Raw genomic sequence first — 14,508 nt, forward strand, 5'->3', positions numbered from 1 at the left:
CAATTTCAAGCCCTCACTGTCGTAAACACTGTCTATCCGCCCTCCACTAAGTCGCAACTCATCACTTTAATGTGCAGCGGTTTTTGGATATCCTGCAGAGTAAATGCAGTAGTAAAGCCTCAAAACGGTATTTTCGCCATCTTCGGGCATGCGGGAACTCCCTGCCTGCCCGGCAACGGGTTTGCGGGCGCAGTCGCTCCCAAACGGTAAGCGGAGAACCCTCCCTATCCTGCCGTAGGAGGGGAGAAAGAAAAATAGAAGCCGCTGTATAGTGAAGTAACCGTTGCTCCGAGGTTACGGCCAGCAACCATCTACCACAAAGGACTCAGAGAACACAGAGAAAAACCGAGAAAAAACCGAACAAGAAAATTACTAAGTGGATTCTCTGTGGATTCTGCGGTTTAAATAATTACGTCCTCGGGATTGAGGCGTCCGTGCCGGAAACAGCGATTTCAAGCCTTCACTGTCGTTACGATGCAACGATTATTTCACCGTTACAGACAGTGAAAATAAGTATTAAAACTAAAAGTTGAGTAAAGGAATTAGCCGCTGGCTGGCGAAATAGTTGAACATTAACGTTTTATTCAAAACAGTATAGGAGACGTGACAATAGTGGAATTTTTGCTGGCCCTGCAGTTTTTAACCAGAATCCCGGTGACCGTTCGCGGAAATGTGGAAGAAAAAAACCTCGCCCGTTCGATGGCCTATTATCCGGTAGTGGGGCTGCTATTAGGCATACTCACTGCGGCAGTCTATATTATCCTGTCCCAGTTTTTCAGCCCACCTGTTTGTGACCTTTTCGCCGTGGCTTTTACCGTATTTATAACCGGCAATATGCATACCGACGCGCTGATGGACACAGCCGACGGATTTTTTAGCGGCAAACCTAAAGACCGGATACTGGAAATTATGAAAGACAGCCGGGTCGGTTCCCATGGCGTAATCGCCGGTTGCCTTGACCTGTTGTTTAAATTCATACTGCTGGGCCAAATTCCGCCTGACGCGAAACTGGCCGGCCTTGTCCTTGTTCCGGCCCTGGGGCGCTGGTCCCTGGTTTATGGCTCCGCCGTTTACGATTATGCCCGTTCAGGTGGAGGGACGGGCACATTCACCGACCTGGTTGGCAGGCGGGAACTGGCCTGGGCATCTGTAACGGTAATTATAGCGGGCCTTTTTCTGCTCAACCTGCCCGGCTTCATCCTGACAGCCTGTGCCTTTGCCGGGTCCGTACTTTTAGGACGATATATAAATAAAAAAATCGGGGGCGTCACCGGCGACACCCTTGGAGCCATGAACGAATGCATTGAAGTACTTACCCTGGCGCTGATACCCTTGCTCCTAAAGTTAAATTTATTTTAGCAATAACGAAACGGAATTTATAAGTACTCATTATAAAACTTATGGTGAATTCGAATTTCATATTTCATTTTTTCCATGATATACTTAGGCCAGATAGTTAAGGCCTATTTTTATTTTTCCCGACATATTAGTGTTAATTATTAATGTTGGAGGTGTTCCGATAATGCAAACATATGAAAACTCCGGGAGAAACAGTATTTCTTTGCTTCAACCCAGACCAACGGGGTACCTGCAGGGCATCGCATTAACACTGGTATTAAGTGTGGTGGCACAAAAAATTGTGACTTTCCCTTATGTCTCCGTAATGGGGACCATGGTTACCGCCATTTTGCTGGGAATCACCTGGCGGGCAGTTATGAACGTACCTCTCGAGGCAAAAACGGGTATCGACTTTACAGCAAAAATAATTCTGCGACTGGGAATAATTCTCATGGGTGTGAGGTTGAATATCGATGATATCATTTCGGCCGGGCCCCGGATTGTACTGCTGGACATTACTGTAATCACCTTTGCCATAATCTTTATATACTTCCTTGGCAGGCAAATGCAGGTGGATAAAAAAATGGCTCTGCTCACCGGAGTTGGAACAGGGGTCTGTGGTGCCGCTGCCGTAGCCGCTGCCGCTCCGGTAGTAGATGCAACAGAAGAACAAACGGCTATTTCCGTGGCCATTGTAGCCCTGCTGGGCACTATCGGCACGGTGGTATATACTTTTCTGTTAAAAGCCGGAGTAATGGCTGGGCGTCTGTACGGCATTTTTGCCGGGTCAACTTTGCATGAACTGGCTCACGTAGTTGCCGCTGCCCAACCAGCCGGCGCCACGGCAACGGACATTGCTGTGTTGGTGAAATTGGGCAGGGTCGCTTTATTGGCCCCCGCCGTCCTGGTTATTGGCCTCCTGTTCAACAGAAAACAAGCCACCGGTCAGAAACCCGGCCTTCGCAACTTGCCTATTCCCTGGTTCATCTTCGGTTTCCTGGGAGTTAGCATTATCAATACGACAGGTATTCTTCCCCATCAGGTTATAGCTTTCATTTTAAACCTAAGTATCTTTTTATTAACCATGGCTATGGCTGCTTTGGGTTTAAATGTGGATATTTCCTCTTTCCGGCGCTTGGGTATAAAATCTTTTGCTATTGGCTTCTGCGGTTCAGTGGTCCTTTCTGCACTGGGCTTCGTGCTGGTCACCCACTTTAGATTTTAGCCCTTAAAACCCAAATCACCCATCAAAAAATCATGACAGGTTGAGCCCGGCAATAAAATTTAGGAAGTGTTCCACCGCAGGGGTGCGATGCCTTTTGGGATTATAGACTACATAAAAATTTCTTATTATTTTCAACCCATCTATAGCCAGCAGTTTCAGCGAATTTAACTGCAATTCTTTTTGCACTGTACGTTTGGACAGAATAGATATACCCAGGTTTGCTTCCACTGCGGCCTTAACAGCTTCTGTACTACCCAATTCCAAATTTATCAGCATTTCTTTAGGGTCCCACCCGGCATTGCGCAAGGCTTCCTCCATCACTTCCCGGGTGCCGGACCCTTTTTCACGCAGTACAAAAGGAAAACATGCCAATTCCTCCAGAGATACGGAATTTCGTCCGGCCAGCGAATGTTTTTGGCTCACTATAACACAAAGTTCATCCTCCATTATGGGCTCCACCGATAAGTCATCGTTATTTACCGGCCCTTCCACCAGACCTACATCAATATTTTGTTCCAGCAGGCGGCGTACGATATGCTTTGTATTAAAAACGTCCAGTATAATCTGAACTTGCGGGTACTCCACCTTAAAAGCGCCAATTATATTAGGCAGCAAATATTCTCCGATCGTCAGGCTGGCTCCAATCGTCAGCGTCCCTTTCACCACGCCGGTGAATTCGCTAAGGGCCCGTTCTGCATCGTCAAAAAGTTTACAGATCTGAATGGCATATTGGTAAAGTATTTTGCCTTCTTCGGTCAGGGTTACTTTTCTGGTCGTGCGGTTTAAAAGCTTAACGCCCAGGTACTCTTCAAGGGCATTAATTTGCTGGGAAATGGCAGGCTGACTAATATGCAAAGCCTCAGACGCCTTGGAAAAGCTCTTTTTCTCAGCGACAGTTTTAAATAATTCCAGGTGCTGGCGGTTCATCGGATCATAACCTCCTTAAGCAAAGGCCAATCACTTATCATAATACCTAGTTTATCAGAAATGTCAAAGAAAAACCACGGTACAAACCGTGGTTCGCCGGCAGGGGAGAATCACTCAACCTCCTCTTGCCCTTTCAAAGCCATTTTCAATTCATATACTCCGTCTGAACTTTTCCGTTCCATATCAAAACCCATTTTTTCAAACAAATGGAGCATTGGTATATTATCAAGTAATACCTCCGCTGTAAAATAAGCAATACCCTGTTTCTTGGCCAGATAAGTCAGGTAAGACATCAGTTCGGTGCATACCCCCTGGTTCTGGTATTCGTCCCTAACGACAAAGGCAACTTCTGCCGCAAGAGAATGTTCATCCACACCGTATTGGCCCATACCAACCACTGTTTCTTTATGCCCCTCTTTCAAAACGGCCAGAATTATCATATCGTTGGTATAATCCACTACCACAAATTGCTGAAGATGTTCATGGGGCATACTTCTGCGCCAGGAAATAAAACGATTGTACATGCTTTGTTCGGAAAGGGAATAGAAGAATTCCTTCAATAACGGTTCGTCACTTATTTTTACCGGTCTAAGCAACAACGTTAAACCTTTTTTGGTAGTCCGGTAGGTTTCCAATTCTTCCGGATATTCTCCTCTTTCCCCGGATATAAAGGCCTGGTCTTTATATATCAGGTTTAACTTTTTGGCTTTTTCGACCAGCCAGGGCCTGAATTTGGGATGAGCAATGGAAATCAGAGCCATAGCCCGCTCACGGATATTTTTGCCGTGCAAATAGGCAATGCCGTACTCTGTGACTACATAGTGAACATCCCCCCGGGTAGTGGTCACCCCTGCCCCTTCAAATAGAAAAGGAACGATCCTGGATACAGTTCCATTATTCGCTGTAGACTGCAGCGCTAAAATTGTTTTGCCGCCCGGCGACAAACAAGCACCCCGCATAAAATCGGCCTGTCCCCCAATCCCACTGTAAAAAGTCCGGCCAATGGATTCCGCAGTAGCTTGTCCCGTTAAATCAATGCCCAAAACACTGTTGATAGCTGTCATTTTATAATTTCTGGCTATCACTAGAGGGTTGTTGGTATAGTCAACGGTGCGAAACTCAATAGCGGGATTATCGTGGATGTATTCGTAAGTTTCTCTTTTCCCCATGCAAAAAGCGGCCACCGTCTTATTCCGGTCGATTGTCTTCCTACTGTTATCAATAACTCCGGCTTTCATTAGCTTCACTATCCCGTCTGTCAACAGCTCCGTATGTACGCCCAGGTGTTTTTTATCCCGCAGGCAGGTTAAGACCGCATTCGGTATGCTGCCGTACCCCACCTGGATGGTGTCACCGTCTTCCACAATACGGGCCACATATTTGCCAATGCGCATGGCAATTTCATCGGAAACCCTGGCATTATACTCAAGCAGCGGCTCATTAAACGGGATAATAAAATCCACGTCCCTGATGTGTACAAAGGTATCGCCATGCACTCTGGGCATATAAGAGTTTACCTGAGCTATTACCACCGAAGCGGCCTTAACAGCTTCCTTGACAATATCCACACTTATTCCGAGACTCATGTACCCGTGTTTGTCGGGCAGGGAGGTCTGGATCAAGGCCACGTCAATGGGTGTTATCCCGCGCCTGATCAAACCCGGCACTTCCGATAAAAATACCGGCGTATAATCAGCCACCCCCTGGTTAACTGCATTTCTGGTATTACTGCCGATAAAAAAGGAGTTATGGCGGAAATAATCCCGGAACTTATTATCTGTATATGGGGCCACGCCGAGAGTCCAGACATGCAGCACTTCCGTATCACAAAAGGCCTTGGGATGTTTCTGCACATAACTGACCAAAGCCTGTACCAGGAACTGGGGCTCCCCGCAAGCCGTACCGATAAAAATCCGGTCTCCGGGGCGGATATGGCTAAATACCTTTTCTTGTGAAACAAACTTTTGGGGATAGACTTTGCGTATTTCTTCGATGATGCCGACAGTCTCTTCCATACTCACCCTGGACACTCCTTTCTAAGCTTGTGCATTTTTTCACGTTCTCTCTTATTTTATAATACCATATTTTTATATTCCCGAGCAGCCTATTTTTCGTAAAAAACGATATTTCATAAAAAATAAACACCGCCCCTAAGGACTCAGGAAGCGGTGTCAATTCAGTATTAGCTATGACTTTAATTTTACCATACGCCATCGCCGAAGAAAAGGAGAATCAGAATCAAGAAGAGGATAAAAGCAAAGTTACCCCAAGCAACCTCTTGAGTTCTTATCATCCGCAGGCCCTCCTTTCTGTTTGCGGTATCAGGCACAGCTTTGGTTGTTTTTTACCAAACCCCATCCCCGAAGAAAAGAAGAATTAAAATCAGGAAAAGAATAAACGCGAAGTTGCCAAACCATTCCTGAGTTCGTACTTCAGCCACTCCAAACCCTCCTTTACTCTAGTTTTGCTCCCAAAGGGTACCTAAATTCAGTTAAAAGTTTTTCAAATCTGTCCAGGGGTCCATACTATTTAAATTAAAAATTGTCCGGCCCGTTGCAGGGCCGGAACTGTTTCTGCGTTTTTAAAACAATTCGGCTCTTTTACCATACTCCGTCTCCGAAGAAGAGAAGGATCAGAATCAGGAAAAGGATAAACGCAAAGTTAGCAAACCATTCCTGAGTTTTAACGTCTGCCATTTTATACCCCCCTTTACTACTGATTTTCAACTAACCTTCATTAAATACTATGTATATTTACTGCTATTGGTGCTTGTTCCTAAAATTATACCCTTTACCACCAACCGCCGACAAAAAAGAAAATAATGATTATGAAGAAAAAGAACCCGAAGCCGAAAATAAATTGCTGCTGCTTAGCTTCCGCCATATGAAAACCCTCCTTTTCCGTTCCACTTGAATCTCTGTGCAGTCAAATTTTCGGTCTTATTAAATACTACGCAAAGGGCCTTTTAAGGGTTACAGTTGGCTCGCTCAGTGGTTGATCAACTCCTGTGTTATTTTTTTTCAGCTTTTTTAAATGACAGGCAGTACAGATGCCCGTAGTAAATTTCTTTGTACTCCGGTCCTACTATTTCACGGGGAAGCAGGTGCAAAGGCGCTCCGGTTTTAGCCTGGTCTACTATGGTAATCCGGGCCCCCGGTTTCGCAACCCGTAGCATTTCTCTTATAGCGCCGCCTTTATCATTAAATAGTCTTAATCCCAAAACATTGAATACCACGTCAAAAACATTGTCTACAAAGGGTAGTTTTTCTGCTGCCGCCATGGCCAGTTCAACGTCAATGCCCTTTCTTTGCATGGACTTCTTGCATCGCCTCAGCATTTCCCAGGAAATATCAATGCCAAAACATTGTGCTGTTCTTGGAAGGTAAAGCAAATTTGCGCCCGTCCCTATGGATACTTCCAGGACCTTATCTTTATCGCCTATTCCCAACTCTTTAATATACTCCATGCGCATCAAATGCTCGCCACCCTGTCGGGCAGTTTGCATCCGGTGCAAAAAGTCGTAAAAAGGGGCCACTAAGTTATAAAACTTCTGTTGTTTGCGGTTATTGCCCGGCATCTGGCTTTTATCGAGAAACAGGGGAATACCCTCCCGCACAGGGAACTTTGCCCCCGTTTTTTGGCCTACCAGCAGTTCTACCGGCCTACCCCCAGCTCCCTGTTCGACTATTAACTCCAACCTCTCACCTGTGTGGGGACTGCATAAAAACTGTACATTTTCCGATTTCATGGAAATCTCCCTTCGTTTTTTTAAATTGCATAACAATAAATCTTTAAATCATTATACGAAGATCAATGCCATTAGGCCTATCTAAAATCAACCGGCCAAAACTTTTTTATTGAAACAACCGTTGCCCTGTGGATGCCGCTGTACTGCCGTCCGTAACTCATGGCCGGGTTTTAGGCAACTGACAAAAAAAAAAAACAGGACATCAGCCCTGCCATTAGAAGTTAATTTCTTGTTTTAACAGGGACGGTCTCCAAATAACCAAGGCCACAGTAAAAGCTAAGCTTATCAAAGCCCCTAATCCCAATGCTGCCGGGGCCCCCCAGGCATGGGCCATGGAGCCGCTCAAAAAACTACCAAGCGGGACAAGACCGCCAAAAACCAGAGTATATATGCTCATTACCCGGCCCCGCATATTTGGCGGAGATTGTACCTGCAGCAGCGAATTGCAGTTAGTCGTAAAGGTGATGACCCATAATCCTGTAATCCCCAGTAAAAGGTAGGCCAGGGCGTAACTTTTGGCCGGTACCAGCAATAGCTCAAAAATGCTTACCCCAGCCGCCGCTATAAAAAGGCTGCGCATTTTCGGCCCGTGCGCGCTCCTAATGGCCAAAATTACAGAACCTATAATAGCGCCGACACCGTTAGCGCCCATCAAAAAACCATAGGTTTTCGCCCCCGCATGAAATACGTTCTTCGCATATAAAGGTACCAGGACGTTGAAATTGAAGGCAAAAACATTTATAACGGCCAGCAGCGCCAGGGGTACGAAAATGCCCGGCGTCTTCCGGACATAATCCAAACCGGCTTTTATTCCCTGCCAAACCCCCTCCTGGCAGCGCCGGCTTGCCGGTTGGACAGGCTTTGGCAAACGAATCAGCCATATTCCCGTTATGACGGGAAGGAAACTTACCGCATTTATTAAAAAACATAAAGCAATGCCCAACTTGGCAATTACCAGTCCGGATACCGAAGGACCTACAACCCTCGCAGCATTAAAAATGGAAGAATTGAGCACAATAGCATTCATCAGGTCCGCTTCTCCGACCAATTCTATCATAAAAGCCTGCCTGGCCGGCATGTCAAAAGTATTCATTACCCCCAAAAGAACGGCCAGGATAAGCACATGCCATAATTTTACCGTGTGCATCCAGGTATCCACTGCCAGAATAAAAGCCAAAGTCATCAGCCCGGCCTGAGTAAAAATGAGCATTTTCTTTTTGGGAAACCGGTCTATCAGCGTACCGGCATACAGAGAAAACAACGTCATAGGCAGAAATTGAAATGTACTTACAACCCCCAACCAAAAAGCAGACCTGGTTAGCTCGAGAACCAACCAGGACTGGGCCACATTTTGCATCCAGGTGCCGATTAAGGAGATACACTGCCCTCCCCAAAATAAGCGGAAATTTCTATGTTTCAGCGCCGCAACTACCTGGGGAATCTGCAACCTTTTTTTTGACAACACCTTTTCCATTATTCATCTGTTCCCCCAATAAAACTGATGTAAAAGTCAATGCATATTCGGAACATTAGCCGGTCCCCGGACCAGGGAAGTGAAAACAGCCAACAAGGCAATGCCGCATGCAACAAGAAAGGCGAGCTGTATGGACCCGGTAAAGGCTTGAATTTTCAACGGCGCGCCGGCCATGCCGGCTGCTGCCAGCTTTTTCATAAGGTAATTCTGCCGGCCGGTAAATACGGCTCCTGATATGGCCACACCCAAAACCATGCCCACATTCCGCATGCCCGCCAGCAGACTGGAAGCTATACCCCTGCGGTATGGCGGTACCGCCCCCATTATGGCGCTGTTGTTGGGTGTCTGGAATATTCCCGAACCGAGCCCCACCGTAACCAGCGCCAACACCACCGTTAAATTGGAAGACTCGAAATTCAGGTTGCTCAACAACCACATACCCAGAGCCGTGATGGCCATTCCCAGGGAACTGATATAACGGGTATCCACCCTGTCGGATAAGGATCCGCTGATAGGCGCAATCAACATGGTGGTTAAGGGCATGGGAATAAGCATCAACCCCGCTTTGGAAGGAGGCATACCCCGCAGTTGCTGCAGATAAAAGGGCATCAGCAAAACAACCGAAAACATGGCCACATAATTCAACAGCGCTGATAAATTGGACATGGAAAAAAGCCTGTTCTTAAAGAGGGAAAGGTCAACCATGGGATGGGCCAGCCGCTTTTCCAGGAACAGGAATGCAACAAACAATAATATCCCCACCGCCAGCGAAGTAATGATATAAGGATTGCTCCAACCTACTTTTTCGGCATAACTCAAAGGGAGCAGAATAGCAACCAGGGCAAGGAAAACCAAGGCCGCTCCTTTAATGTCAAAAGGCTGGGCCCCTTGCCCCCCGGAATCAGGGATAACCTGTTGGGCTAAAATGATAGACAAGATACCAACTGGAACGTTAATATAAAAAATGCTCGGCCAGCCAAACTTGGCAGTCAGGAACCCACCAAGTACAGGCCCTGTGGAAAGGGCAATGGATACTGAAACAGCAATCACTCCCATGTATTTCCCCCGTTCTTGGGGTGGAGCAACATCAGTAACTATAGCCGGCCCCATTGACATTAGCATGCCGGCCCCAATGGCCTGCAGAACGCGGAAAGCGATTAGAAAGCCGATGGACGGGGCCAGGCCGCAGAGCAATGAGCCGATGGTGAAAACAACAAAACCCCAGATATAAATGCGTTTATGTCCATAAAGGTCTCCCAACCGGCCAAAAGTAAGCAGGAGACTGCTGATGATAAGTAAATAGGCCATAACAACCCATTCCACAGAGGAAAATGAAACCTGGAAATAGGAACGGATGCTCGGCAGAGCTATATTGACTACGCTGGAATCCAACGGTCCCATAAAGGTGCCCACTGCTACCGCTATGAGGACTTGAAACCGGCGACTTGGAGTTAACTGCTCATGTAAAGTCGGTAATGGTTTTATAATTTGGTCAGCCTTCATGTTCTTCCTCCCTGTCAGTTAAATTAGTAAAGATTTTTTCCAATAAGTTTTTCAATTGTTGAATTTCCCCGGTGTCAAACCCCTGTAACGCCTCATCAAGCGCTTTTGTTGCCGCAGTCACTAACACACCTTTGAGTCCATACCCCTTTTCGGTAAGAAATACAGAAAAGGCTCGCCTGTCATCAGGATTCTCCTGCCTTTTAATAAGGCCTTTTTCCTCGAGTTTATCCAGGATTCTGGTAACATTGGGCTGGTCCTTAAAACTCTTTTCCGATAGCTCCTTTTGAGAAATTCCTTCCTTTTCCCATAGCCAGTTCAAGATTCCCCACTGTTCAGGCGTAATTTCATATGGCTTGAGATGTCGGGCCAGATTATTTTTCATCTTTAAAGCAGTTTTATTGATAATAAATCCCAAAGAATCTTCCATTTTAAATTCCATAAGAACTCCTCTTATATCTTTGCCGATACAAATTCCCAAACCCAACAACAACATTAAATCATTGCCGAAACAATAATTGCTATGACAATTATTATAGCAAAAATTTTACTCTAATAATACTGTTTTTTATACCTTATAGTTTGCAACGCCAAAATGCAGCCGGCCAGCCAAAATCCCCCGCCTGCCCAGCCGGCCAGGACATCGCTGGGGTAATGAGCGCCTAAATAAATCCGGCTAATTCCGATCAAAACAACTAACAGGGTCAGTCCAGCAACTACCAAAACCCTAAACCGGGAATGGCGAAGGTACAACCAGGTCAGAAAAGCCAAAAAACCATAAAAGGCAGCGCTGGTCATGGTATGGCCGCTGGGGAAACTGTAGCCGCTAACCTCCACCAACGGAGTAAGTTCCGGCCTGGGCCTTTGAAAAATCATCTTCAGAGCTTCATTGAGTAGCCACCCGCCCAAAAGTGATATAACCACCATAGCAGAATCCCAATAATGTTTTTTCTGTCTGATCAAAATAAATACAACCAGCAAAGCAATTATCGCCAAAACTCCTGCTGAGCCAAAATTGGTAATTAATTTCATAGTTTCAGTGAGGGCCGGGCTGCTCAAACCGGTGATAAAGTTCGTCACTACAGTGTCGAAGAGTCTTAACTCGTTAAATATCAGGTCTTCAGCCAGTTTAGCAAAGATTAAAAGAGACATGGCCGCCAGGATGCTTCCGGAAACAAGATATGTTCCAAATTCCCCTAGCGGGCTCAATTTCTTTTCAATCAGTAATTCTATTTTCTTTGTCCAGACAGCAAAAATACCGCCGGCCGGTACACCTTGATGCCTAACTTTGTAAAGCAGATAAATAAGCAGAACTACTGCAGCCACAACCAGTGTCCCCGCACCAAGGTACTTGTTCAGGAATTGTTCCGCTGCCCGGCCCAACAGCATAATAATAAGTCCCTCCAAAAAAAACCGGGCGCCGCGGCCCAACAAGGAAGCCAATAAAAATGTATTCTTATTTACCTTAAACACTCCAGAAGCAATGGTAAAGACTTTAAAGGGTATGGGGGTAAAAGCCGAAATAGCCACTGCCCAGCCGCCGTATTTTCCAAACATCTCCTCAACCTTATGTATTCTGGCCCCGGAAACAAACCTATCCAGAACAGGCCGCCCCGCCCGCCAACCGATGAAATAGCCGAATACGGCTCCCGCCACCGAAGCCACAGTGGTGATCAAAGCCAGGAGCAAAGCTGAAGATGGATTTTTTATCGCCAGCGGTATTAAGAGCACATCCGGAGGTACAGGAAAAAAAGATGATTCCGCAAATGAAACCAAAAACAAACCCAAAGCACCGTATTGTAGAAAATAAGACGTGATATTCATTTACATTTCACCAACTCGTTAACCTACTTGCTCATAAGTCTTACACCAAGGAGCAGGAGCAGGGCGCCCATACCACGCACCCAATTCAGGCTATGTTTGGCCACGCCGAACCAGCCAAAGTGGTCTATCGCCATAGCCAACAGCAACTGCCCGGCAATAACTCCGGCTGAAGCGCTGCTTACCCCGATACGTGGAACCAATTTTATCATACCAAAAACAAACATAGCTCCGAACATACCGCCAATAAGCAGGTAGGGGGCAACCCTGGTTACGCCTTTTAAGCCTCCTTCACCCGAAAACAGATAAAAAACAACCAAAGTAGTTGTCCCAACGGTAAAGCTAACCAGGGCAGCCGCCACACCGCCAATGTATTTGCCCAATTCAGAATTAACGGCTGATTGAATGGAGGTCAAAGCTCCAATAACAACTGCCAGGCCCACCGCGAAAAAGTTGCTCATATTTTCACCCCGTAAGACACGGAATTCGTAACACCGACTTAATTTTACCATATTTCCGCTTGGGACTACAAACCAAAAAACAGCTAGCAGAACAGCGGGTCACCGGGCCCGGCCAGAAACCGGATAAACCTCTTACCTGTTATATTAAAGGGTTTCTTCGTCTTAAACACTAACTGGTAATTAATCTTAATGGATTTGCCCTCAATGGTCAGCGGGTGAATCAACCCGGCCCGAATAGCTGTCCGGCAGGCAATGCGGCTGCTGATGGACAAACCAAGTCCGGCCTCAACGGTGGATTTAATGGCATTGATACTGCTCATTTCCGCTTTTACGTTAAATTCGTCCAGCTTCAGCCCCCAGGAAGCCAGCGCTTCCTCAAAAATACGCCGGATGCCGGAACCTTTCTCCCGCATAATTAACGGCGCCTTTTTCAATTCATGTAGCGTGATCGTGGTACGGTTTATCCAGGGCTCACGGGGAGGAGCAATGACCAGCAATTCATCGTTGGAAACCGTCCGGGTAACGAAATCGTCTGTAAAATTGGACATGGGTTCTTCCAGAATAGCTATGTCTATTTGATCGTTTTTTAACATGTTCAGTATAGTGTCCGTATTATTTACCACCTGCTGAATTTCAGCTGAAGGATATTTTTCCTTAAAAGTCCAGATAGTACAGGGTAAAGCATAATTACCCACATTAGAACTGGCCCCGATGACCAGCTTCTGGTTTTCCGTTCTTAACAGAGCATCAACTTCTTTTTCCAACGCTTCGTGCAGTTTCAGAATTTCCTTGGCATAACTATAAACGATTTTTCCCGCTTCCGTCAGGGTAACACCGCTGCTGCTCCGTTCAAAAAGCTGGGTGCCGTAAAAGTCTTCAATAGAGTTAATCTGGGCGCTGACTGCCGGCTGGCTTAAGTGCAGGAGCTTGGCCGCTTTGGAAAAACTCTTGACCCGGGCAACCTCGCAAAGCAATTCGAACTGGCTCAGGTTCATAATAAAACCCCTTTATAATTAAATATTACTTTTATTATAGACTAAGAGACAAAGATATACAATCGGTTACCGCCGCAACGATGAATCATCACTTGCTTCAAAGCTACGGGCGAAAACCGTTTGCCACAGAGAGTTCGTTACACTAAAATGTTCTTTTTACCGCAATTTACGGTTTAAAAAAAATCACCACAGAGGGCCCAGAGAGCACAGAGCTTTTCCAATTAATTCTCCGTGTCCTCTGTGTACTCCGTGGTTCTGACAAATATTCAAAAAACCCCTCTCGCTGCGCTCGGGGGTGCAAAGGTTGGTTTGCCCGGCAAACCTCACATCAAGAGGGCATATTATTCTGGAGCGGAAACTAAAATCGTCCTCCGGCCCGCAATCCACACAGTGGGAGCGGCTGCCGGAGGAGATTTCGTCCGTTGAGCGGAAGAATAATATGCCCTCCTATTTTCCTACCTACTTATTTACTGGCTGTTTTTTGGGCTAAATGACAGGCTTTACAGGAATCAATAAATCCAACGAAGCCCTCTTTGGTATGCCCCACCGTTCTGTGGCAGGTTAAACAATCAAACTTATACTCCTTGTGCTGGGCATGGAATGCTGCGATTCTTTGTCCCGGCACAGTATTTTTGTACTTATCACCTGTAAAGTCATGGCACTTAGCGCACCTGCGGTCAGGAACATCGGCAACTACTTTGTCCATGTTTACTTCCTCAGTTAAGTGGATGTACACTTCGCGCAGACCGTTAACCTTAACTTTTGCTTTAGCAATGATTCCTTCGTCAGTATGACATCCGTAACAGTGCTCTCCACTATGGATCCCGGTCTGCCAGCCGGCATAAGTTTCATTCATCTCATGACAGCTATTGCAAAACCCCGTCTGTGAAGTATACTCAACTGCTCCTATGCTTACTGCCGCTATAACAACGGCCGCAATTATAATGATAAGCCGGAGCTTTTTCGGGTTATCCACACGCTATCCCCCCTCTGCCACAAATTGGTCTTTATCTCAACAT

General features: G+C 46.2%; 13 protein-coding genes. 3 read left to right on the top strand and 10 right to left on the bottom strand.

The genetic code is table 11. The features are described from left to right. The 3 genes from Tfer_RS16805 to Tfer_RS10480 all read left to right on the top strand — a co-directional run. The coding region (locus tag Tfer_RS16805) for a hypothetical protein (RefSeq protein WP_207642445.1) at positions 1 to 210 on the top strand (210 nt) is incomplete at its 5' end. Positions 211 to 612: 402 nt separating this feature from the next. After that, a complete protein-coding gene (cobS, locus tag Tfer_RS10475; protein WP_052218365.1) occupies positions 613 to 1,359 on the top strand; it encodes an adenosylcobinamide-GDP ribazoletransferase in 747 nt (248 codons plus the stop codon). Positions 1,360 to 1,522: 163 nt separating this feature from the next. Continuing rightward, complete coding sequence (locus Tfer_RS10480; protein WP_013119431.1) at positions 1,523 to 2,563, top strand: YeiH family protein; 1,041 nt, start codon at positions 1,523 to 1,525, stop codon at positions 2,561 to 2,563. Positions 2,564 to 2,593: 30 nt separating this feature from the next. On the opposite strand, the gene Tfer_RS10485 is transcribed toward Tfer_RS10480, so the two are convergent. From Tfer_RS10485 to Tfer_RS10530, 10 genes are all read right to left on the bottom strand, one after another. Beyond that, on the bottom strand, positions 2,594 to 3,490 hold the full coding sequence (locus tag Tfer_RS10485) for a selenium metabolism-associated LysR family transcriptional regulator (protein WP_052218366.1): 897 nt from the start codon (positions 3,488 to 3,490) through the stop codon (positions 2,594 to 2,596). A 110-nt stretch (positions 3,491 to 3,600) separates the two neighbouring features. Beyond that, the gene (locus Tfer_RS10490) at positions 3,601 to 5,505 is read right to left on the bottom strand and encodes a bifunctional acetyl-CoA hydrolase/transferase family protein/GNAT family N-acetyltransferase (protein WP_052218428.1); all 1,905 of its coding nucleotides are present in this window, start codon (positions 5,503 to 5,505) and stop codon (positions 3,601 to 3,603) included. Between the two features lie 995 nt (positions 5,506 to 6,500). Continuing rightward, positions 6,501 to 7,238, bottom strand: a complete 738-nt coding sequence (locus tag Tfer_RS10495; protein WP_052218367.1) for a methyltransferase domain-containing protein — start codon at positions 7,236 to 7,238, stop codon at positions 6,501 to 6,503. A 214-nt stretch (positions 7,239 to 7,452) separates the two neighbouring features. Continuing rightward, positions 7,453 to 8,712, bottom strand: a complete 1,260-nt coding sequence (locus Tfer_RS10500; RefSeq protein WP_052218368.1) for an MFS transporter — start codon at positions 8,710 to 8,712, stop codon at positions 7,453 to 7,455. Positions 8,713 to 8,748: 36 nt separating this feature from the next. Beyond that, on the bottom strand, positions 8,749 to 10,215 hold the full coding sequence (locus Tfer_RS10505) for an MFS transporter (RefSeq protein ID WP_052218369.1): 1,467 nt from the start codon (positions 10,213 to 10,215) through the stop codon (positions 8,749 to 8,751). Further along, positions 10,205 to 10,654 carry a MarR family winged helix-turn-helix transcriptional regulator gene (locus Tfer_RS10510; protein WP_052218370.1) on the bottom strand — a complete coding sequence of 150 codons (450 nt, stop codon included), beginning with the start codon at positions 10,652 to 10,654 and terminating at the stop codon, positions 10,205 to 10,207. The genes Tfer_RS10505 and Tfer_RS10510 overlap by 11 nt, the downstream gene beginning before the upstream one ends. Positions 10,655 to 10,764: 110 nt before the next feature. Beyond that, on the bottom strand, positions 10,765 to 12,036 hold the full coding sequence (locus Tfer_RS16065; RefSeq protein ID WP_083436900.1) for a phosphatase PAP2 family protein: 1,272 nt from the start codon (positions 12,034 to 12,036) through the stop codon (positions 10,765 to 10,767). Between the two features lie 23 nt (positions 12,037 to 12,059). Beyond that, on the bottom strand, positions 12,060 to 12,494 hold the full coding sequence (locus Tfer_RS10520; RefSeq protein WP_052218371.1) for a DMT family transporter: 435 nt from the start codon (positions 12,492 to 12,494) through the stop codon (positions 12,060 to 12,062). Between the two features lie 83 nt (positions 12,495 to 12,577). Next, the gene (locus Tfer_RS10525; RefSeq protein ID WP_013119415.1) at positions 12,578 to 13,489 is read right to left on the bottom strand and encodes a LysR family transcriptional regulator; all 912 of its coding nucleotides are present in this window, start codon (positions 13,487 to 13,489) and stop codon (positions 12,578 to 12,580) included. A 463-nt stretch (positions 13,490 to 13,952) separates the two neighbouring features. Beyond that, entirely contained in the window at positions 13,953 to 14,465 is a 513-nt protein-coding gene (locus Tfer_RS10530; RefSeq protein ID WP_052218372.1) for a NapC/NirT family cytochrome c, read from the bottom strand. Positions 14,466 to 14,508: the final 43 nt, after the last annotated feature.

The organism is Thermincola ferriacetica (assembly GCF_001263415.1).
Lineage (GTDB): Bacteria > Bacillota > Thermincolia > Thermincolales > Thermincolaceae > Thermincola > Thermincola ferriacetica.

What these genes read in the sequence shown, in the direction of transcription:
- Tfer_RS10480 (WP_013119431.1), top strand. Translation starts at nt 1,523, where the DNA reads ATGCAAACATATGAAAACTCCGGGAGAAACAGTATTTCTTTGCTTCAA.
- Tfer_RS10485 (WP_052218366.1), bottom strand. Translation starts at nt 3,490, where the DNA reads ATGAACCGCCAGCACCTGGAATTATTTAAAACTGTCGCTGAGAAAAAG.
- Tfer_RS10490 (WP_052218428.1), bottom strand. Translation starts at nt 5,505, where the DNA reads ATGGAAGAGACTGTCGGCATCATCGAAGAAATACGCAAAGTCTATCCC.
- Tfer_RS10495 (WP_052218367.1), bottom strand. Translation starts at nt 7,238, where the DNA reads ATGAAATCGGAAAATGTACAGTTTTTATGCAGTCCCCACACAGGTGAG.
- Tfer_RS10500 (WP_052218368.1), bottom strand. Translation starts at nt 8,712, where the DNA reads ATGGAAAAGGTGTTGTCAAAAAAAAGGTTGCAGATTCCCCAGGTAGTT.
- Tfer_RS10505 (WP_052218369.1), bottom strand. Translation starts at nt 10,215, where the DNA reads ATGAAGGCTGACCAAATTATAAAACCATTACCGACTTTACATGAGCAG.
- Tfer_RS10510 (WP_052218370.1), bottom strand. Translation starts at nt 10,654, where the DNA reads ATGGAATTTAAAATGGAAGATTCTTTGGGATTTATTATCAATAAAACT.
- Tfer_RS16065 (WP_083436900.1), bottom strand. Translation starts at nt 12,036, where the DNA reads ATGAATATCACGTCTTATTTTCTACAATACGGTGCTTTGGGTTTGTTT.
- Tfer_RS10520 (WP_052218371.1), bottom strand. Translation starts at nt 12,494, where the DNA reads ATGAGCAACTTTTTCGCGGTGGGCCTGGCAGTTGTTATTGGAGCTTTG.
- Tfer_RS10525 (WP_013119415.1), bottom strand. Translation starts at nt 13,489, where the DNA reads ATGAACCTGAGCCAGTTCGAATTGCTTTGCGAGGTTGCCCGGGTCAAG.